This is a genomic window from Sorangium sp. So ce131, from assembly GCF_051519095.1.
GTDB lineage: Bacteria > Myxococcota_A > Polyangia > Polyangiales > Polyangiaceae > Sorangium.
The window spans coordinates 10,351,217-10,370,524 of sequence record NZ_CP150455.1 but is presented as its reverse complement, the minus strand read 5'-3'; the positions used below and the strand labels follow the sequence as shown (position 1 = coordinate 10,370,524).

Here is a 19,308-nt window from a genome sequence, read left to right as displayed (position 1 = left end):
TAGGGTCGCCGCATGAACCGCCTGCGCACGACCCCCGCTGTGTTCCTGACGCTCCCGCTCCTCGCGGCGTGCAGCGCGCCCCCGGCGAAGCCGCCGGGGGGGCCCGCCGCGGCCCCGCCCGCCGGGGCCCCCGCGCCCGCCGCGGCGGCCACGGCGGCTACGCCGAGAGCAGGCCTGAGTTACCCCGAGGCCGCGCGGCGGCCGGTCACGAACGAGTACCACGGCACGAAGGTCGTCGACGAGTACCAGTGGCTCGAGGATAGCCGCGCCCCCGAGGTCCAGCGCTGGGTCGAGGAGCAGAACCGCCTCACGCGCGGCTACCTCGACGCGGCCCCGATGCGGCCGGCCATCCGGGAGCGCGTGAAGGAGATCCTGTCGGCGACCTCCGCGAGCCACTTCCTGCTCGACGAGGCCGGCGGGCAGCTCTTCGCGCTCAAGACGCAGCCGCCGAAGCAGCAGCCGTCCCTCGTCGTCCTGAAATCGGCGAGCGACCTCGCCTCGGAGCGGATCCTCGTCGACCCGAACGTCATCGACCCGAAGGGGCACACCGCCATCGACTGGTTCGTCCCCTCGCGCGACGGCAAGAAGGTCGCGGTCTCGATGTCCGAGGGCGGCAGCGAGAACGGCACCGTGCGCGTCTACGACGTCGCGACCGGCAAGGAGACGGGCGACACCGTCCCTTTCGTGCACAGCGGCACGGCCGGCGGCAGCCTCGCGTGGCGCGGCGACGGCAAGGGGTTCTACTATACCCGCCACCCGCGCCCCGGCGAGCGCCCGCCGGAGGACATGGGCTTCTATCAGCAGATCTACTTCCACGCGCTCGGCGCGCCGGAGAAGGAGGATACGTACTCGCTCGGCAAGGATTTCCCCCGCATCGCCGAGGTGGAGCTCACGACGAGCGAGAGCGGCCGGCTCGTGCACGCGAGCGTGCAGAACGGCGACGGCGGCGAGTACTGGCATTACCTGCTCGACGCGGCGGGCAAGTGGACGCGCTTCGCCGGCCTGCCCGACAAGGTCGTCCGGGCGAGGTTCGGCAGCGACGATCGGCTTTACGTGCTGTCGCTGAAGGACGCGCCGCGCGGCAAGGTGCTGCGCCTGCCCGCGGGCAAGCCCGACCTCGCGAAGGCCGAGCTCGTGGTGCCCGAGAGCGCGTCGGTGATCCAGGACTTCCTGCCCACGACGGGGCGGCTCTACGTGCGGGATCTGCTCGGCGGCCCGTCGCAGGTCCGCGTCTTCGATCTCAAGGGCAAGGCGCTCGGGATGGCGCCGACCCCGCCGATCTCCTCGGTGCGGCAGCTCGTGCGCGCGGCCGGCGACGACGTGCTCCTCCGTATCGTGAGCTACACCGAGCCGCCGGCCTGGTACACGTACTCGGCCAGGGACGGCAAGCTGGCGAAGACGCCGCTCGCGGTGACGTCCCCCGTGTCGTACGCCGACGTGGAGGTGGTGCGCGAGGTGTGCTCCTCCAAGGACGGGACGAAGGTGCCGATCAACATCCTCCGGCGGAAGGGGTCGGCGCTCGACGGGACCGCGCCGGCGCTGCTCACGGGGTACGGCGGATATGGCACGAGCCTCTCGCCGGGCTTCAGCCCGCTCTGGCGGCTGTGGTTCGATCAGGGCGGCGTGTACGCGGTCGCCAACCTGCGGGGCGGGGGCGAGTTCGGCGAGGCGTGGCACCACGGCGGCAACCTGACCAGGAAGCAGAACGTCTTCGACGACTTCGCGGCGTGCGCAAAGCACCTCGTCGACGCGCGTTACGCGAGCCCGGAGAAGCTCGCCATCCTCGGCGGCTCGAACGGCGGCCTCCTGATGGGGGCGCAGCTCACGCAGCACCCGGAGACGTACAAGGCCGTGGTGTCGCTCGTGGGCATCTACGACATGCTGCGGGTGGAGCTCACGACGAACGGGGCGTTCAACGTGACCGAGTTCGGCACGGTGAAGGACCCCGAGCAGTTCAAGGCGCTTTATGCCTACTCGCCGTACCACAACGTCAAGCCGGGGACGGCGTATCCGGCGACGCTGTTCATGACGGGGGCCAACGACCCGCGGGTCGATCCGTGGCATTCCCGGAAGATGGCGGCGCGGATGCAAGCGGCGACCTCGGGGACGGCGCCCATCCTGCTGCGGGCGAGCGGCGCGACGGGGCACGGGATCGGGACGCCGCTCTCCGAGGAGATCGAGCAGCAGACGGACCTGTTCACGTTCCTCTTCAAGGAGCTCGGGATCACGTACGGGGGCTCCAAGGAGGGGGCGCGCTGACGGCGGGCGTCGACGTCGAGGGGTGAGGGCGCCGCGCGCGCCCTCGCAGCGGCGCCTCAGGCCTTGAGGCTGGCGAACGCCTCGGTGATGCGCGGGGCCGCGTGCGGGCGGGAATACATGCGATTCATGTAGGCCACGAGGTTGGGCGAGCGGTCCAGCAGATGGACCTCGTTGGCCCAGTCGAGCGTGTAGGCCGCGACGAAATCGGCGACCGTCACCCGGTCGCCGACGACGAACTGCCGCTGTTGCATGTGCCTCTCGAGGACCTCTGCCATGTCCCTGAACTCCTGGCTGGCGAGGGCCACGTCGCCGGGGAGGCGCTGCTCCTCCGGATACAGCGACGTGTGACGCGCGATGCGCCAGAGAGGCTGCTCCAGCTCGGTCGTCGTGAACAGCAGCCATTGGTGGACCTGGGCTCGCTCCTCGAGGTCCGTGGGGAGCAGGCCCTTGCCGGGGTACTTCTCGGCCAGGTAGAGCACGATCGCGATGGACTCGGTGAGCACGAGGTCGCCGTCGACGAGCACGGGGACCTTGCCGGCAGGGTTGATCTTGAGGAACTCGGGGCGGCGGTGCTCGCCCGCCATGAGGTTGACGCGGACCGACTCGAAATCGACGCCGAGCTCCTGGAGCGTCCAGCGCACGCGGATCGATCGGGTAGGGGGGAACTCGTAGAGCTTCATCGATGCCTCCAGCGCCTCCAGCGAACGCCGCGCCGCGGCCGACGGCGGGCAGCAGGACCATGCGGCCGATCGCGCGCCGCGCTGCCCGCGGTGAGCGGGCTGCTCGGCCTAACCCGGCGCCGGGGACGCCACCAGCGCGATCGCCTTCTCCGGGCAGGCGACGACGCAGAGGCCACACGCCTGGCACTGCGCCGCGTTCGGCGTGTAAGCCGTCTTCCGGCCGTGGACGAGCACCTTGAGCTTGCCGCGCAGCGAGAGGGCGTCGAAGTCGGCGCTCTCGATGCGGGCGACCTCGAAGACCTGGTAAGGGCACACCTCGACGCAATCGCCCTTCGCCTCGCACCGGTTCCGGTTCACCACGGGCCGGAACGCGCCCGGCTCGGCCCGGCAACGATCACCCGGCCGATCCGGGTGCGAGGCCGCGCGCCGCGCCTTCTCCTTGTTCAACGACTCCGCCATCTGTCTGGACTCCTCCCGCCGCCGTACCGCCCTCGCCCGAACGCGCCGATCAGAAGCAGCTCGTCCGGGGCTCGAAGCGCGCGGCGTAGTTCGCGCCGAAGTTGCTGTCCCATTCGCCGTGAGACTCCGCGGCCACCTCGATGTCCCAGGCGTTCATGTCGCCGTACTCGTTGTAAGCCCAGAAGAAGAGCTCCTCCTCGGTCGGGGTCGGCCCGTTGCAGACCCACGTCCCGCTGGAGCCGGGCGGGAGCTGCACGCCGCCGCAGACGGACGGGGTGGCGCTGCTGTAGGGGGACGGCGAGCACCACGCGCAGTCGCGGGGCGCGTTGCTGGCGAAGACATAGGCGTCGCCGTGGGCGCCCGCGCTCGCCGGGAGGAGCACGTCCTGGCCGTTCAGCCGGACGTAGATCGCAATCTCGTGGTCCGGGTACCAGTCGCGCAGGTAACCGCGGTAGGCCACGGTCAGGTTCGCGCAGTCCTCCCGCACCGGGTCCTGGATGATCTCGAACGGGCCGGTGTGCACCGTCCTCGTGGGGCCGCAGACGTTGTAGCTCGGCGGGTAGTTCGAGGCGGCGCCGTCGCGGGGCACGGCGGCCAGCGCGAGCGAGAGCGGGAGAGCTGCGGCGAGCGTCTTGCGGAACATCGGTGTACCTCCAGGGGCGCCGGCGCCGCGCGCGGCCCGGCAGAAGGGGCTACCAGCTCCACCCCGGCCGGTCAATGCGGCGGGTTCCCCTGCGCCCGAGCGAGCAACGGCGGAGTCATCCGCAGGGGGCGCCGGAGCGACTCCGCCCTGCCGGACAACACCCCAGCGGCGAGAGAGGCCAAGTCTGCTCGAGGAGATGAAAGAGCAGCGGAGACCGGAACGCGCCCTTACGGCGAGGGCTTGCGGTCGCTCGCCGCCTGCGCCGCTGCGGCCGCCGCGGGCGCGGCCGCCTCGGCCGCCGCGGCGGCCACGCCGGCGACGATGCCCTCCCAGTGGCTGCCCTTCCAGAGCACCTTGCCGCAGCGCTCGCAGCGCCAGAACTCGTCGTAGCGCTCGGCCACCACCTCCGGCACCGCGCCGCGCACCCCCTCCCGCGGCGCGGCCGCGAGCGCGCCGCCGCACGCCATGCAGCGCGGATCCCGCACGGGCAGGCCGAGCTCCCGCAGCACGAAGCCGGCCTGCTCCATCGGCCGGAGCCCGCGGGGCACGTAGAGGCCGCGCACCGCCGCGGTGCGCAGCGGGCGGCGCTCGAACACACCCGCGTCCGAGCTCAGCAGCACCCGGCCGGTCTCCTGCGCGCGGCGAACGAGCTCGCCGTCGTCGATGCCGTGCTCGAACGCCGCGTCGTAGCCGGCGCCGCGCAGCCAGCGCGACAGGCCGCCGAGCATCGCGTCGCACAGGAAGCTCGGCGCCGCCGGCTCCTCCGCCGCGCCGGTAGCTTCGCCGCCCGCCCCCTCCACGAGCACGCCCATGCGGTCAGGATGGCGCCTCCACGGACGACGGCAAGCAGCGGACGGCGGCAGGCGGCAGGCGGCAAGCAGCGGACGGCGGCAGGCGGCGAGCAGCGGACGGCAAGCAGCGGACGGCGGCAGGCGGCAAGCAGCGGACGGCGGCAGGCGGCGCCGGCCGGGAGGGCGCCGCCACCTTCGCCGGGCGCTGAACCCGCCGCCGTGCGGTAGAGTGATCCTGGAGGAGTCGATGTCGATCAAGCTTGCGAGGTGTTCCTGCGCCGCTGCCGTCCTCGCCGTCCTGGCGAGCGCGCAGCAGGCTTCGGCCTACTGCCGCTCCAATACCTGCAAGGACGCGAGCCTGTGCCTGCAGGACGACCAGCCGGTCGGCGATTGCAAGCCGTTCCGCTGGCCCAGCAGCTGCATCGGCTTCGCCGTCCAGGAGGACGCGTCGGACGAGGTCACCTTCAAGCAGATCTCGGACGCGGCCGACTACGCGTTCAGGGCATGGCAGGACGCGCCCTGCGCCACCGGAACCCCGGGCATCCGCGTGCAGAACTTCGGCCCCGTCGCGTGCAGCGAGGTGGAGCTGAACGCGAGGGACGGCAAGACCAGGCTCGTCGACGGGCTCGTGCCGGGCAACGCCAACGTGATCACCTTTCGCGACATGCGCTGGCTCGAGAGCGACGAGCATGACGCCAGCATGCTCGCGCTCACCACGGTGCAGTTCGACAGGAAGACCGGCGAGATCTGGGGCGCCGACATGGAGATCAACACCGATCTCTTCGACTTCTCGACGGAGGAAGCCGCCCCTCCGCCGAAGTTCGATCTGCTCGCCGTCGTCACCCACGAAGCCGGGCACTTCCTCGGGCTCGATCACACCATGGCCGGCGAAGAGGCGACCATGCATTTCAGGTACGATCCGCAGGACGCGAGCGCTTTCCGGACGCTGCACCCGGACGATATCGCGGGCATCTGTCAGATCTACCCGCCGCGCGATCTCTCGACCGAGGAATGCAACCCGATTCCCCCTCACGGGTTCTCCCCGGAGTGCGCGGAAGACCAGCTGGTCAGCTGCGGCGTGGCGAACGCCTCGGTCGGCGGCGGGTGGTGGAGCGCCGCGCTCGGCGCCGCCGCCGCGCTCGGCGCCGCCACCCTCCGCCGGGCGGGCGGCCGCGGCGGCCGGCGCAACAGAGGCGGCCGCCGCAGCGGAGGCGGCTGACGCAGCGGCGGCGGCGGCCGCGGCGGCCGGCGCAACAGAGGCGGACACCGCGGCGGCGGCGAGGCCGGCTACCGCGCCGCGACCTGGCGGGAGCGAGATGAGAGCGCGTAGGCGACCCCCCGCTCCAGCGTTCCCCGGGTGACGATGCCGCCGAGATCGGCCTCGAGCTGGACGAGCGCCTGGGCCACGCTCGGCCGGACCCCGGTGATCACGATCTCGGCCCCGAGCAGCCTCACGCTCCTGGCTGCCCGGATCAGCGCGTCGGTCACCTCCGCCCCGGCCTCCGGCATCCCGGTGACGTCGAGGATCGCGATCCTGGCCTGCTGGTCTGAAATCCCGTGGAGGAGCGCCTCGATCACCAGATCGGCCCGCTCGCGGGTCATCTTGCCGACGAGCGGCACCACGAGCACGCCGGCGGCGATCGGCAGGAGCGGCGTGGAGATCGACCGGAGCGTCTCCTCGCGGATGCGGAACATCTGCTCCTGCAGCCGGAGGTTCTCCTCCTCGGCGCGCACGCGCTCGGTGATGTCCGCCGAGATGCCGCAGACGCCCGTGACCTTGCCGTCCTCGTCGCGGAGGGCGAACTTCGTGGTGATGTACACGCGCGTGCCGTCGGGCCCTTCGAGCCGGTCCTCCATCGTGATCGGCACGCTGGAGGCCTGGGCCTCGCGGTTCTGCGCGGCGAACCGCTCGAGGGCCTCGTCGGGCACGAAGCCGCGCCCGTCCCCGCCGAGGAACTCGCTCCGGGGCCGGCCGACCCCCTCCTCGACCCGGCGGTTCGCGACGGTGTAGCGGCCCTCGGTGTCCACCGCGTAGATCAGGAGCGGCGCGTTCTCGATGATGCTCTCCAGCAGCGCGGCGCTCCGGCGCTGCTGGGCCTCGGCCTCCTTGTGCGCGGTGACGTCGCGGGTCACCGCCACCACGAAGTGGACCCCGGCCTCGTCCCGGAGCGGCAGGTAGGTGACCTCGACCCAGAACCGGCGGCCTGTCGCGTGGTCATAGGGGGTCGCGGGGACCGTGACCACCTCGCCGGCGGCCGCGCGCCGGAACGCCTCGGCGATCCCCGTCCTCTCGGCTTCGGGGTTCTTGAGGACGTTCTGCACGCCCACCACGTTCTCCCGCCTGGCCTTGAACCACGTACTGCAGATCGTGTTGATCGCGACCACCGTCCCGTCGGTGCGGTGGACGAAGATGGGCATCGGCATCAGGTCGAAGACGGCCTCGAACGGGACGGGGCGCTCGCCCGCGGCGGCCTGCGCCTCGCGCGGCGGCGCGGCCTCGCCGAGCCTGCGCTCGAGCTCCTCGACGCGGGCTCGCAGGCGCGCGTTCTCTGCCCTCAGGGACTCGTCGATGTGCGGTGCGTTCATCGTTCCTCGCTCGGCGCGCTCTAGGCTGCTCGGGGGCGCTCCACGCGGAGCTCGGTCCAGGGGGAGGTCTGCTCGGCCACGGTGCGGTAGGCGAGCGCCGCGGCGCCGACGAGGAAGAGCGCGAGCGCCGCCGGGCCGACGCCGATGTCGCCGGCCGGGCCGAGGGCGCCGAAGACGCTCGCGTGGAACGGGCGGAACAGGACGAGGTGCAGCGCCGCGAGCGACGCGCCGAGCGCGAGCGCCCACGCGCGGTGGAAGCGCGCGCGCCGGGCGTGGTGGGCGATGACCGTCTCGGAGGAGACGCAGAGGTTGCCGTGCGCGGGCGCGCGGAGCACCCACGCCTGCGCCGCGTCGCGGTACCCCTTCCCGGCGGCGCTCGGGTCGATCTCGCGGCGCACGGCGCCGGCGATGTAGATCGCGTCGCCCGGGCGGACCTCGGACACGTAGACGGGCATGCCGCCGCGGCTCGTCGGGACGAAGGTCGTATCGAGGGCGAGCCTGCCGCTCGCCGGCACGACGCGCACCGCGGCGCCCGACGAGAGCCGGAGCGAGAACGCGCGCGCCCGCGTCTGCCAGGGGCCCAGCGCGGCGCCGGGGCTCGCCTCGCCGCAGTACGGGATCTCGACGGCGATCACCGCGTCATCCGGGGCGGCGTCGTCCGCGGCCACCTCGCCGCGGAGCAGGGCGAACCCCTCGCGCATGGCCGCCGGCGAGGCGGAAGGGCTCCGCGCGTACGCCGCGACCCGCGAGCGCCGCCGGTGGTGCAGACTGAGCCCGATCGCGACCGCGACCGCGGCGCCCAGCGCCACCCCCGCAACCCCGTACACGATGAGAAGACTCGCGATGAACCCCATTGCGCGAGCCTAGACGGGCGCCCTGGGCGCGTCGAGGTGGCTTGTGCCCGGCGCGCACGGAGTCCACGCGTCCCCGGACGGCGTGACGTCCATGCTGGCCAGTCTGGAGACGGATGTGAGATGAGTCGGGGAGGTTGCCGCGGCGAGTCAGCGTAACGGTGCACACGCCCATCGAGGAAGAGCTCGCTCGATCAGGGACCCTGCCCGCTTCGCTTGCTCAGTCGCGTGGAGGCCACCATCCCGCCGCCACCCACAGGCGACGCGCTGCGAGGATCTCCGGGTTGTTGAGGCGCAACGCGGCCCGTGTCGCCCGGCCTCGCGCTGTCTTCCCGACGATCTCGAACCCTCCATGATCCCACCCGAAGTGATCGCCCCACAGGTCGCGGCGAGGATTGAAGAGCGGCACGGACTCGCCGGTCTCCGGATCCCGCGCGCTGGTCTGTGCTCCCTTGAACTGATTGCACCGGCTGCACGAGAGCCACAGGTTCTCTTCGACGGTCGGGCCTCCCGCCGCTTCGGGGAGCAGGTGATCGATCGTCATCGGCATACCGAGCAGCTCCTGGCTGCTCAGGCAGTAACCGCAGCGATGGCCCGCCTGTCGGCTCACCCGCTCGCGGAGCGCGGCGGGCATCCGAGCCTTCGCCGAGGTCATGGTCTCAGGAGAGCTCGCTGGCCCAGCTCCGCGGGGGTCGGGATCCGGTGCCCGCGGAAGCGCAGCAGGACCGCCGCGCGCGCTTTGCGCAGCATGACGCGATCCGCGGCGCGCTGGAGCGCGGCCAGCCTGTCACGATCCGCGTCGGTCGGCGTGTCCTCCCGGCTGCTCTGCAGCAGGGCCTCGATTTCCTCGTGATTTTCGGCAGGGACCCTCTCGAACATGACCTCCTGAAGCGCCTCGTCGTCCAGCGTCTCCAGCTGAACGAGATCCGCGGCGATGTCGGCTGGGAGCCCTTCGATCGGCGGTAGCGAGACCTGGAGCGCCGTGAGCAGGACCGCTTCCAGGGGCTGGTTGGTCGCTTCCGCGATCCGGCGGACCGGTTCGTAGAGTCGGTCCGGGAGGGTGAGCGTGACGGTCTGCGACATGGATGCTCCTGCGGCTCCGCCGGGCTCGTCCCCCGGTCGATCCTCGCGGAGTGTAGCAGACGCGGCCCCTCCGCGGCGCACGACGGACGCGGTGGATCCACGCACTCTCGGGTGAGGTATCAGAGGAATACGAAGCGCTATGTTCTCTCGGGTGAGCGATGCGCTCTACCTGGTTGCGTCATGCGGCGTCATGTGTTGTCCCGGGTCGGGCCCTGCGCCCCGCGCCGCAGCGCCGGCAGGCGGACGAGCAGCAACGCGAGCCCCGGGAGGAGCACGATCCCCGCGAACAGCAGCAGGGACGACGTGAACCGCGCGGCGGAAGCCCCCACCGCCGCGTACGTCGCGGCGATGCCCAGGTTGGCCAGCGCCGTCACGGTGAAGAACACGCGCCGGGGCATGCGGCCCGCGCCCGCGACGACGACCGACGCCTCCGCCAGCACCGGCACGCCGCGGAACAGGAGCAGGAACCAGGGGCCGTGCCGCTCGGCGGACCGCGCGAGCCGCGCGAGCTCCGCCGCGCCCACCATACGCCCCAGCGCCGGAGCGCCCGCCCGCGCGCCGAGCAGGTAACCGAGCCCCGCGCTCACCATCATGCCCGCCCAGGTGACGCCCGTCCCCCGCCAGAACCCGAGCAGCGCGCCCGCCGCCGTGCTCACCAGGCTGGAAGGCACCGGCAGCACGATGTCGCCCGCGAGCAGCCCGCCGAGCACGAGCGCCGTCGCGGCGCCCGAGGGAGGCGACGCGAGGAGCCGGCGGGCCGCCGCCTCGATGGAGTCCGCGAACAGGAAAAACGGCACGAGGATCACCGACAGGAGCACGCCGGAGAAGCCGGCCCAGCCCAGCCAGGTGCGCCGCGGGCGCGCCGCCTCGCCGGCGGGGCGGGCGCTGTCCGGCGGGGCCGGGAGGCCCGGGGAGGCCGGGAGGCCCGGGGGGTCGGTCGGTCCGGAAGATTGCCGCATGCAGGCTCCGCGTCGGGTGAGGGGGCCCGGCCTGCTGCGAGGAGGAGGAGCGGGCCGGTCGAGGCCCGAGTATAGGCCGCCGGGGCGGCGGGAAGCGGCGCCGCGGCGGAGCGCGGAGCCCGCGGAGGAGGCGACGAGAGTCCTCGGTGACGAGAGCCCTCGGCGGCTACGAGAGCCCCTCGGCCGCGAGCGCCGCCTTCACCGCCGGGCGCGCGCCGACGCGCTCGAAATAGGCCTTGAGCGCGGGCGAGCGATCGAGCGCCTGCTCGTCGAGGCGGCGGAGGTTGCGGAGCGTGTAGAACGCGTAGCCGTCGGCCACGGTGAAGGTGTCGCCGAGGAGGAAGCTCTTCCCTTCGACGCCCTTCGCGAGGATCGCGAAGCGCGCCTCGAGCCGCTCCCGGAACGCCTGCTTCAGCTCGTCATTGGACTTCGGGTGGTTGATGGGGCCGAACCCCTTGTGCAGCTCGGTGGCGATGAAGTGCAGCCACTCCTGGAGCCGCAGCCGCTCCGTCGTCCCCGCCGCGGGCGCGAGCTTGGAGGAAGGGACCTTGTCCGCGATGTACTGCACGATGATCGCCCCCTCGGTCAGCACCTCGCCGCTGTCGAGCGCGAGGGCAGGGACATACCCCTTCGGGTTGACGGCGAGGTAGTCGCCGCCGTCCTTGAGCTTCTTCGCCTTGAGATCCACCTGCTCCAGCTCGAAGGAGAGGCCAGACTCGCGCAGCGCGATGTGGGGCGAGAGGGAGCAGGCGCCGGGGGTGTAGTAGAGCTTCATGATCGTCCTTTCACGTGAAGAAATGCTTCAAGATTCCGGGGTGCGCGGCAGCGATGCGAGCGTCGAAGTCGACGACCAGCGCCGCAGGAAAGCGGCTGCTCCTGGCTGACCCTCACGCTCGCGCGCCGTGCTCGAGCCGGGGCGTCCACTACCACAGGGGGTGGACCGTGTCTACTATAACGGATGCGCATCCGTTATGGGGGATATAACGGAGGTTCAGCGCGCAGCGGGCCTCCGCTCCGCGGCGGCGCCCCAGCGGGGCAGCGCCAGGACGTGGGCGCGCAGGACGCGGCGCCTCCTCGGCAGCGCCGCGAGGGCGATTGGAAATGACGTGCTCCGCCTCGTGACCGCCGGCCCAGGGAGACTGCCGGGAACAAATCGGGACCGAAGCCGGCGCCTTCCCTGAATTTGAAGGTATGAAACATCCCATGAGCGCGCCGCCCCGTTCTCCTGTGACCGCCGACCAGCTCCGGCCGGGCGACCCCTACGAGCTGTCCGAAGGCCGGCTCGTCGAGTGCCTGCCGACCGGGCGGCGCGGTGGTCGGGGCAACCTGGTGGGCGGCGCGGTGCTGGACACCGATCCTGCGGTCGAGTCCGCCGGCGTCGACATCGGCGTCTCCCCACGGCCCGGGATGCTTCGGGCGCCGGACATCGCGGTGGGCAAGATCCCCGACGAGCCGGGGTGGGCCGCCGCGGCGCCGCCGCTCGCGGTCGAGTACGCGGACACGGGCCAGGACGAAGCCGAGCTGCTGCGCAAGATCGACGAGCTGCTGGCGGCGGGCACGCGCTGGATCTGGGTGGTGCGCCTGCACGGCGCGCGGCGGGTCGAGGTCTACGAAGCGACGACGGACGCGCCGGCGCGGAAGGCGCCGGCTCGCGCCGTGCGCGCGGCGGCACGGACGCCGCCGCCGCGTCCGGCGCGCGTGGCCTACCCCGGCGAGCATCTGGAGGCGCAGGGTGTCCTCCAGAACCCGGTCCTGGTCGAAGCGCTCTACGACCGTGAAGCGGCGCACGAGGCGACCCTGCGCAACCTGCTCCAGCGCCGAGGGTACGCCGGCCTCGACGCGGTGAGAGAGGAAGAGCGCGTCGCCGGATTGCGCGCCTGGGTGCGGGACGTGTGCGAGCTGCTCGGCATCGGGATCTCACCCGAGCGGGCGGCGGCGCTGGACACCATGGCGGAAGCCGAGCTCAGCGCCCTGCGCGAGCACCTGAAGCGCAACCGGCGCTGGCCATGATCATGAATCGGCCACGGCGTCGCTTATGAGCTCGCCATGCCGGGTTGAAGGACCGAGCAGCCCCGCGATACGTGCCGAATTCATCACTTGACCTCCGAGGAGAGAGGCGTCCCACCCCGTCACCCGGCCCGCCCGTACCCCCCGGCCCCGGGCGTCTCGATCACGAACACGTCCCCCGGCCCCACCTCCGTCCGCGCGCACCCCCCGAGCCGCTCTATCCGCCCGTCCGCGCGCTCGACCCGGTTCTCCCCGGTCTTGCCGTCCTCGCCGCCCGCCGCCCCGCGCGGCGCGTGGACGCGGTTGTTCGACAGGATCGACGCCGTCATCCGCTCCAGGAACCGCACGCGCCGCACCCCGCCGTCGCCGCCCTTCCAGCGCCCCGCGCCGCCCGATCCGGCGCGGATCCGGTACTCCTCGAGCAGCACCGGGAAGCGCCACTCGAGCACCTCGGGATCCGTGAGCCGCGAGTTCGTCATGTGGGTTTGCACCACGTCCGTGCCGTCGAACCCGGAGGCGACCTCCCCCTTCTCCCCGCGCACCACCCCGGCCGACGAGCCCCCGGCGATCGTCTCGTAATACTGGTATCGCTCGCTCCCGAACGTGAAGTTGTTCATCGAGCCCTGGCTCTCGCTCATCACGCCGAGGGCGCCGTAGAGCGCCTGCGTGACGCACTGGCTCGTCTCCACGTTGCCCGCGACGACCGCGGCCGGATACCGCGGGTTCAGCATCGTCCCCTCGGGCACGATGACCTTGAGCGGCTTCAGGCAGCCCGCGTTCAGCGGGATGTCGCTGTCGACCAGCGTGCGGAACACGTACAGCACCGCCGCCATCGCGATCGACCTCGGCGCGTTGAAGTTGTTCGGCAGCTCGGCCGACGTGCCGGTGAAATCGATGGTCGCCTCACGCCGCGCCCGGTCGACGCGGATCGCCACCTTGATCACCGGCTCGCCGACGCCCTCGATCGGGTCGAGCCGGTACTCGTAGGCGCCGTCGTCGAGGGCCGTGATCACCCGCCGCACCGCCTCCTCGGCGTTGTCCTGCACGTGCCGCATGTAGGCCCGCACCACGTCGAGGCCCCAGTGCGCCACCATCTTGCCGAGCTCCTCGGCGCCCTTCGCGTTCGCGGCGACCTGGGCGCGCAGGTCGGCCAGGTTCTGGTCGACGTTGCGCGCCGGGTAGCGGCCCGACGAGAGCAGCGCCCGCGTCTCCGCCTCCCGGTACACGCCGCCGTCGATCATCCTGAAGTTGTCGATGAGGACGCCCTCCTCCTCGACGCTCGCGCTGTCGGCCGGCATCGAGCCCGGCGTCGTGCCGCCGATGTCCGCGTGATGGCCGCGCGAGCCGAGGTAGAACAGCACCTCCCGACCCGCGTCGTCGAACACCGGCGTCACGACGGTCACGTCGGGCAGGTGCGTGCCGCCGTTGTACGGCGCGTTGAGCACGTAGACGTCCCCGGGCCTCATCACACCGCGGTTCTCCCGGATCACCGTCCTGATGCTCTCGCCCATCGAGCCGAGGTGCACCGGCATGTGCGGCGCGTTCGCGATCAGGTTGCCGTCCGCGTCGAAGATCGCGCACGAGAAGTCGAGCCGCTCCTTGATGTTCACGGAGTGGGCCGTGTTCTGCAGCCGCAGGCCCATCTGCTCGGCGATGCTCATGAACAGGTTGTTGAACACCTCGAGCATCACCGGGTCGGCCTCGGTGCCGATCGCCCGGCGCCTCGGCCGCGCCTCGACGCGCTGGAGCACGAGGTGGTCCTGCGGCGTGACCTCGGCCTGCCAGCCGGGCTCGACGACCGTGGTCTGGTTCTGCTCCGCGACGATCGCCGGCCCGCGCACGACGTCGCCGGGCCGCGTGTCGTCGCGCCGGTAGAGCGGGGCGTCGTGCCAGCGGCCGCCCGAGAACATGCGCACCACCTCGGCCGGGGAGAGCGGAGCCGGCCGCGGCGGCAGCGCGCGCGTCGCCTCGCCGACCGGCTCCCCCCGGCCGACCGCCTCCACCGAGGCCGCCTCGATGACGAGCGGGCGCCGCTCCATCAGGAACGCGAACCGCCGGCGGTACGCGGCCTCGAACGCGGCGCGCATCGCCTCGGGCGCGCCGTGCGCCACGACGAGCGCGGTGTCGGTGCCCTCGTACCGGAGGTGCACCCGGCGGAGCACCTCGACCCGCTCCGGCGCCACCCCCTGGGCGCAGAGGTCGGCGCGCGCGTCGGCCGCGAGCTCGTCCAGCGCGGCCTCGAGGGGCGCCGTCGCGCCGGCGTCGAGCCGGAGCTCGATCGACCGCTCGCGCATCGCTGTCTGGTCCGAGAGGCCCATGCCGTAGGCCGACAGCACCCCCGCGAGCGGGTGCGCGAACACCCGCGTCATGCCGAGCGCGTCGGCGACCAGGCACGCGTGCTGCCCGCCCGCGCCGCCGAACACGGCGAGCGTGTATTCCGTGACGTCGTGCCCGCGCGCGACCGAGATCTGCTTGATCGCGCTCGCCATGCCGCCGACCGCGACCTCGATGAACCCCTCGGCGACCTCCTCGGGCGCGCGCAGCACGCCCGTCGCCGCCGCGATCTCCGCGGCGAGCGCCGCGAACGCCGCGCGCACGCGCTCCGCGTCGAGCGGCTGGTCCGCGCCCGGGCCGAACACGCGCGGGAAGAACGCGGGCTGGATCTTGCCGAGCATCACGTTGCAGTCCGTCACCGCGAGCGGCCCGCCGCGGCGGTAACACGCGGGGCCGGGGTGCGCGCCCGCCGACTCCGGCCCGACGCGGTAACGCGCCCCGTCGAAGCGCAGGATCGAGCCGCCGCCCGCGGCGACCGTGTGGATCGACAGCATCGGCGCGCGCATCCGGACCCCGGCGACCTGCGTCTCGAACGCGCGCTCCAGGTCGCTGAGCTGCGAGCCGGCGAAGTGCGAGACGTCGGTCGACGTGCCGCCCATGTCGAAGCCGATCACCTTGTCGAAGCCGGCCGAGAGGCTCGTGCGCGCCATGCCGACGATCCCGCCGGCGGGCCCGGAGAGGATCGAGTCCTTGCCCTGGAAGCGGCGCGCGTCGGTCAGGCCGCCGCTCGACTGCATGAACTGGAGGTTCACGCCGGGCAGCTCCGACGCGACCTGCTCCACGTACCGCCGCAGGATCGGCGACAGGTAGGCGTCGACGACGGTCGTGTCGCCGCGCGGGACGAGCTTCATCATCGGCGACACCACGTGCGAGGCGCTGATCTGCGAGAAGCCGATCTCGCGCGCGAGGCGCTCGAGCGCCGCCTCGTGCGCCGGGTAGCGGTAGCCGTGCATCAGCACGATGGCGAGGGCGCGGACGCCCGCGTCGAAGGCGCGCTGGAGCCCCGCCCGCGCCGCGGCCTCGTCGAGCGGCGCGAGCACCTCGCCGCGGGCGCCCACGCGCTCGTCGATCTCGACGACGTGGCTGGTGAGCAGCTCCGGCAGCGCGATGCGCCGGTCGAACAGGCGCGGGCGGTTCTGGTACGCGATGCGCAGCGCGTCGCGGAAGCCCCGCGTGATCGCGAGCGCCGTCGGCTCGCCCTTGCGCTCGAGCAGCGCGTTCGTGGCGACCGTGGTGCCCATCTTGACCGCCTCGATCAGGTCGCCCCACGGCGGCGCGGGGCCGCCCTCGGCCGCGCCGTGGGCCTCGAGCAGGCGCCGGACGCCGGCGACCGCCGCGTCGCGGTACGCCTCGGGGTTCTCCGAGAGCAGCTTGTGTGTGACCAGCGAGCCGTCCGGGCGCTTGCCGACGATGTCGGTGAACGTGCCGCCGCGATCGATCCAGAATTGCCATCGGCCCATCGGGTGCTCCTCAGAGGGAAGAGGCGGCGCGCGCCGCCTGGTCGTAGATGCCGGAGAGGGTGCGCAGGAGCCGCGCGGCGCGGCCGAGCTCGTCGTTGCTCGCCGCGTCGCCGCCGGCGATCGACGCGAGCAGGCAGCCCTCGCGGACCTCGCGGTAACGCGCCACGAGCTCCTGGCCGCGCTCGGTCGTCGTGTAGAAGACCTCCTTGCCGACCTTCTCGCCGACGACGACGCCGAGGCCGACGAGCTTCTTGAGCGCGTAGGTCACCGTGTGCGTGTCCTCGACGTTCAGGATGAAGCAGATGTCGGCCGTCTTCTTCGGCCTCTCGCGGTGGTTCACGTGGTGGAGCACCAGCACGTCGAGCGTCGTGAGATCGGGCAGGCCCGCCGCCGCCATGCACCGCACGACCCACCGGCTGAACGCGTTGCCGGCCATGATCAGGCCGAACTCCAGCTCCGACAGCTCCGGGCTCCTCGGCGAGACGAGGTGGGCCGACGTCACGAGCTTCACGGAGCCCTCTTCAGGAGGCCGGGGCGGATCTGGGGTAGTGCGTGCAGCGGTCTTGCGCTTCGCCATCGCGGACGCCTCCTGAACGTCGACGTAACGTTGATAAATTATCAATGTTATGTAGATGTGTCAAGGAGAACGCCACGGCGCGCGCCTGCCGCAGCCGGGCGCCAGGAAATGCCGGCGGACGTGCGCCGGGAACTTGTAGGTGAAGACCTCCGTCTCCGGCTCGGCCGCGAGCTGCGCGACCGTGAGCTGCGTGGCGGGGCCACCGCCGCGCTTTCCGTCATCGTCGCTGTCGCCGCAGCACGGTCGAGGCATGCGGCGTTGATCTGAAAGAGACCTGCTGCCAGCAGTACTTCAACATCCCCTGAGCCGATCCCCGACAAACGACGTCCCGCGTGGCGCCCACCCGGTCGTTCTCCCGATGTCTCCCGCGCTTGGGGTGATGTAAGCTACAGGCGAGGTCCTCGATCATGCTGACGGCAGTGGAAGGCGTCTTCAGGAACGGGCGCGTCGAGCTTCGGGAAACGCCGACGAACATCAAGGAGGCGCGTGTGGTCGTGACCTTCCTTGAGCCGGCGACAAAGGCGACGGAGGTCGCCGAGCCCGCGGTCGCGGAGGGGCCGAGCCCGGCGGCGACACCCGAGCCCACGACCATCCAGGCGAACTCGACCCCGACGGCCTGGGAGCATCTTCAGAAAGAGGACTTTCTCGAGGAAAAGAAATCCGACCTCGAGGGAACGCACGTCCCCATCGCGGCCGCTGCGACGCCGGACGAGCGGCTCCGCGCGTTCCGGGCGCTGCTCGCGTCGCTTCCTGAGGCTCCCGCGGTGCCGCTCGCGGCGATGGATCGAGAGAACCTCTACCCGTGAAGGTTCTCCTTGATACGAACATTCTCCTGCGGCTCCGCGCGACACAAGCTCCGGAGCACGTCGATGTCGTCCGGGCGGTGGAGGATCCGCATCGACGACCCCTGGAGCTACAACTGGCTCTCAGGGGGTGAGGAGGCGAGCGCCTCGCGATCGCCGGGCGATCACGGCACGAGGAGGAGATCGACCCAGGGCTTCCAGGTGTAGTCCAGGTTCTGCGCCGACATGCTGCCGCCGCTATGCCACTCCCAGTAGGTGCGGCTGAGGTCGTACTTGTTGAAGATGGCCGTCTGCTGCTGGAGCCAGAGATCGTGGTTCGCGACGCCATCGCCGATCCCGTACTCGCCGACGTAGGCCGGCAAGCCCACCGTGGCCAGGCGGTCCAGGATGACGGTGACGTGCCTCTCGAGCTGGTCGGGCGTAGAGCTGGGATAGCCGCTCGTGCCGTTCCACACATAGCAGCCCACCGGGACGCCGGCGGCGTTGAAGCCGTCGTAGTCGCAGCCCGCGAAGTAGTCGTGGATCGACCAGACGATGTTCAATTTGTCGGTGAGGAGCGAGAAGTCGGCCTGGTCGAGCCCCGAGTCCCCCCAGATGGGCTCGAGGATGCAGATCTTGTCGGGATCGATGGTCCGGATCCCCTGGACCAGCTTGCTGTACACCGGCAGCATCCGGTTCTGATCCGCCGTGGTCATGTAGGGCTCGTTCACCACGTCGTAGGCGACGACGTTCGGCTCGTCCTTGAAGAGCGAGGCCATCTTCTGGAGGTAAGGCAGGGCGTAGTTGTTGATCTGGTCGATGTCGTCGCCGGATCCGGCGGCCCAGGCGGGGACGCCCACCGTGCCCCCGCTCTTCATGTGGATGGGATCGAGGATGATGTACAGCCCCGCGGCCTTGGCGTTGGCGACCGCCGTGGTCAGGGCGTTGATGGCGGTCTGGTTGAACACGCCCTGCGAAGGCTCGAAGGAGAACCAATCCAGCGTGAAGCGGACCGCGTTGAACCCCTTGTTCTTGATGGTGGCGAAGTGCGCCTGCGTCTGGCTCCAGCCGTTCTGCGGGTTATACACGGTGCTCTCGCGCGCGTTGAAGCCGTTGAGGCGCACCGAGTTGCCCTGGGCGTTCACGAAGGCGTGGGGGTAGGCGGTGTGGAACAGCTCCTTCGAGACGATGAAATTGGTGCTCGGGCCGTCATGCCAGACGTTCGCGGAGTCCTTGTAGGTGCTGTAGGCCTCCCACCGGCCGATCGGCTCGGACGTGGAGTAGGTGCGGGAGGCGCTCAAGGTGACCGTGGCCCCGGGGTTGATGGTGGTCGTCGTGAGCGTCGGGCTGAGGTCGGCGAAGGGGCCGCCGCCGTGGGTGCCGCCGGGCGGGCGCGACGCGATGACCAGCGACCCGATGGTGATCGGCGACGCGCTGGTGTTCTGATAGGTCACGGTGGCGGTGAGGGTCTGGCCGCTCACGACCGTGCTCGTGCTCAGCGTGAGCGGGCTCGAGATGACCAGGCCGCCGAGGCTCTGGGCGGCTTGACCGATGGCCTCGTCCCCGTCCTCGCTCTCCTCATCTCCGGCGTGGACCGCGCATGACGAGATTGCGAAGCAGGCAGTGATGGCCACGCCCATGTGAACGAGACGCTTCATGGTCCTCTCCTCTCCAGGGGTTGCGCGGGGCTGCGGATCGCTGCCTGTTGGGCGCGGAGCAGGAGGTCACAAGGACGTAGGCTCTTGAGCTCGTCCGGCTTCAGTATTCGTATACTCTCCGGGACGGAAGTCAAGTCGTACTCGTGATCAATGGCGTTCGTGTAATATATCGACACGCC

18 protein-coding genes are annotated in these 19,308 nt (G+C 71.5%); 4 read left to right on the top strand and 14 right to left on the bottom strand.

The genetic code is table 11. The features are described from left to right. The first annotated feature begins 12 nt into the window (after positions 1 to 12). The gene (locus tag WMF43_RS37665; RefSeq protein WP_437672315.1) at positions 13 to 2,259 is read left to right on the top strand and encodes a prolyl oligopeptidase family serine peptidase; all 2,247 of its coding nucleotides are present in this window, start codon (positions 13 to 15) and stop codon (positions 2,257 to 2,259) included. 56 nt (positions 2,260 to 2,315) lie between these two features. Here WMF43_RS37665 and WMF43_RS37660 read toward each other — a convergent pair whose 3' ends face one another. From WMF43_RS37660 to WMF43_RS37645, 4 genes are all read right to left on the bottom strand, one after another. Then, positions 2,316 to 2,939 (bottom strand): glutathione S-transferase family protein, encoded by a 624-nt coding sequence (locus WMF43_RS37660; RefSeq protein WP_437672313.1) that lies wholly within the window; start codon positions 2,937 to 2,939, stop codon positions 2,316 to 2,318. A gap of 108 nt (positions 2,940 to 3,047) precedes the next feature. Continuing rightward, positions 3,048 to 3,398, bottom strand: coding sequence for a 4Fe-4S binding protein (locus tag WMF43_RS37655; protein WP_437672311.1), 351 nt, complete (start codon positions 3,396 to 3,398; stop codon positions 3,048 to 3,050). Positions 3,399 to 3,447: 49 nt separating this feature from the next. Then, positions 3,448 to 4,041, bottom strand: coding sequence for a hypothetical protein (locus WMF43_RS37650; protein ID WP_437672309.1), 594 nt, complete (start codon positions 4,039 to 4,041; stop codon positions 3,448 to 3,450). 227 nt (positions 4,042 to 4,268) lie between these two features. Further along, the gene (locus tag WMF43_RS37645; RefSeq protein WP_437672308.1) at positions 4,269 to 4,853 is read right to left on the bottom strand and encodes a Mut7-C RNAse domain-containing protein; all 585 of its coding nucleotides are present in this window, start codon (positions 4,851 to 4,853) and stop codon (positions 4,269 to 4,271) included. A 226-nt stretch (positions 4,854 to 5,079) separates the two neighbouring features. Between WMF43_RS37645 and WMF43_RS37640 the strand changes: the two genes are divergently transcribed. Next, the gene (locus tag WMF43_RS37640) at positions 5,080 to 6,051 is read left to right on the top strand and encodes a matrixin family metalloprotease (RefSeq protein WP_437672306.1); all 972 of its coding nucleotides are present in this window, start codon (positions 5,080 to 5,082) and stop codon (positions 6,049 to 6,051) included. Between the two features lie 68 nt (positions 6,052 to 6,119). Here the strand turns inward: WMF43_RS37640 and WMF43_RS37635 are convergent, their stop codons facing one another. The 6 genes from WMF43_RS37635 to gstA form a co-directional block, all read right to left on the bottom strand. After that, positions 6,120 to 7,418 (bottom strand): PAS domain-containing protein, encoded by a 1,299-nt coding sequence (locus WMF43_RS37635; RefSeq protein WP_437672304.1) that lies wholly within the window; start codon positions 7,416 to 7,418, stop codon positions 6,120 to 6,122. 20 nt (positions 7,419 to 7,438) lie between these two features. Next, positions 7,439 to 8,272, bottom strand: a complete 834-nt coding sequence (locus tag WMF43_RS37630) for a hypothetical protein (RefSeq protein ID WP_437672302.1) — start codon at positions 8,270 to 8,272, stop codon at positions 7,439 to 7,441. Between the two features lie 217 nt (positions 8,273 to 8,489). Continuing rightward, positions 8,490 to 8,903, bottom strand: coding sequence for an HNH endonuclease (locus WMF43_RS37625; protein ID WP_437672300.1), 414 nt, complete (start codon positions 8,901 to 8,903; stop codon positions 8,490 to 8,492). 17 nt (positions 8,904 to 8,920) lie between these two features. Continuing rightward, positions 8,921 to 9,352: a hypothetical protein gene (locus WMF43_RS37620; protein ID WP_437672298.1), complete on the bottom strand. Its 432-nt coding sequence runs from the start codon at positions 9,350 to 9,352 to the stop codon at positions 8,921 to 8,923. A gap of 188 nt (positions 9,353 to 9,540) precedes the next feature. After that, the gene (locus WMF43_RS37615) at positions 9,541 to 10,311 is read right to left on the bottom strand and encodes a TVP38/TMEM64 family protein (RefSeq protein WP_437672296.1); all 771 of its coding nucleotides are present in this window, start codon (positions 10,309 to 10,311) and stop codon (positions 9,541 to 9,543) included. Between the two features lie 166 nt (positions 10,312 to 10,477). After that, the gene (gene gstA, locus WMF43_RS37610) at positions 10,478 to 11,086 is read right to left on the bottom strand and encodes a glutathione transferase GstA (protein WP_437672294.1); all 609 of its coding nucleotides are present in this window, start codon (positions 11,084 to 11,086) and stop codon (positions 10,478 to 10,480) included. Positions 11,087 to 11,514: 428 nt separating this feature from the next. Between gstA and WMF43_RS37605 the strand changes: the two genes are divergently transcribed. Continuing rightward, on the top strand, positions 11,515 to 12,321 hold the full coding sequence (locus WMF43_RS37605) for a hypothetical protein (protein ID WP_437672292.1): 807 nt from the start codon (positions 11,515 to 11,517) through the stop codon (positions 12,319 to 12,321). 119 nt (positions 12,322 to 12,440) lie between these two features. Here the strand turns inward: WMF43_RS37605 and WMF43_RS37600 are convergent, their stop codons facing one another. Genes WMF43_RS37600 through WMF43_RS37590 form a run of 3 tightly spaced genes read right to left on the bottom strand, consistent with a single transcriptional unit; the run spans position 12,441 to position 16,941 of the window. After that, on the bottom strand, positions 12,441 to 16,112 hold the full coding sequence (locus tag WMF43_RS37600; RefSeq protein WP_437672290.1) for a hydantoinase B/oxoprolinase family protein: 3,672 nt from the start codon (positions 16,110 to 16,112) through the stop codon (positions 12,441 to 12,443). Between the two features lie 10 nt (positions 16,113 to 16,122). Continuing rightward, positions 16,123 to 16,689, bottom strand: coding sequence for a winged helix DNA-binding protein (locus WMF43_RS37595; RefSeq protein ID WP_437672288.1), 567 nt, complete (start codon positions 16,687 to 16,689; stop codon positions 16,123 to 16,125). Between the two features lie 60 nt (positions 16,690 to 16,749). Beyond that, on the bottom strand, positions 16,750 to 16,941 hold the full coding sequence (locus WMF43_RS37590; protein ID WP_437672286.1) for a hypothetical protein: 192 nt from the start codon (positions 16,939 to 16,941) through the stop codon (positions 16,750 to 16,752). A 155-nt stretch (positions 16,942 to 17,096) separates the two neighbouring features. On the opposite strand from WMF43_RS37590, the gene WMF43_RS37585 reads away from it, so the two are divergent. After that, entirely contained in the window at positions 17,097 to 17,495 is a 399-nt protein-coding gene (locus tag WMF43_RS37585) for a hypothetical protein (protein ID WP_437672284.1), read from the top strand. A 161-nt stretch (positions 17,496 to 17,656) separates the two neighbouring features. Here the strand turns inward: WMF43_RS37585 and WMF43_RS37580 are convergent, their stop codons facing one another. Next, complete coding sequence (locus WMF43_RS37580; RefSeq protein WP_437672282.1) at positions 17,657 to 19,129, bottom strand: glycoside hydrolase family 5 protein; 1,473 nt, start codon at positions 19,127 to 19,129, stop codon at positions 17,657 to 17,659. Positions 19,130 to 19,308 lie beyond the last annotated feature (179 nt).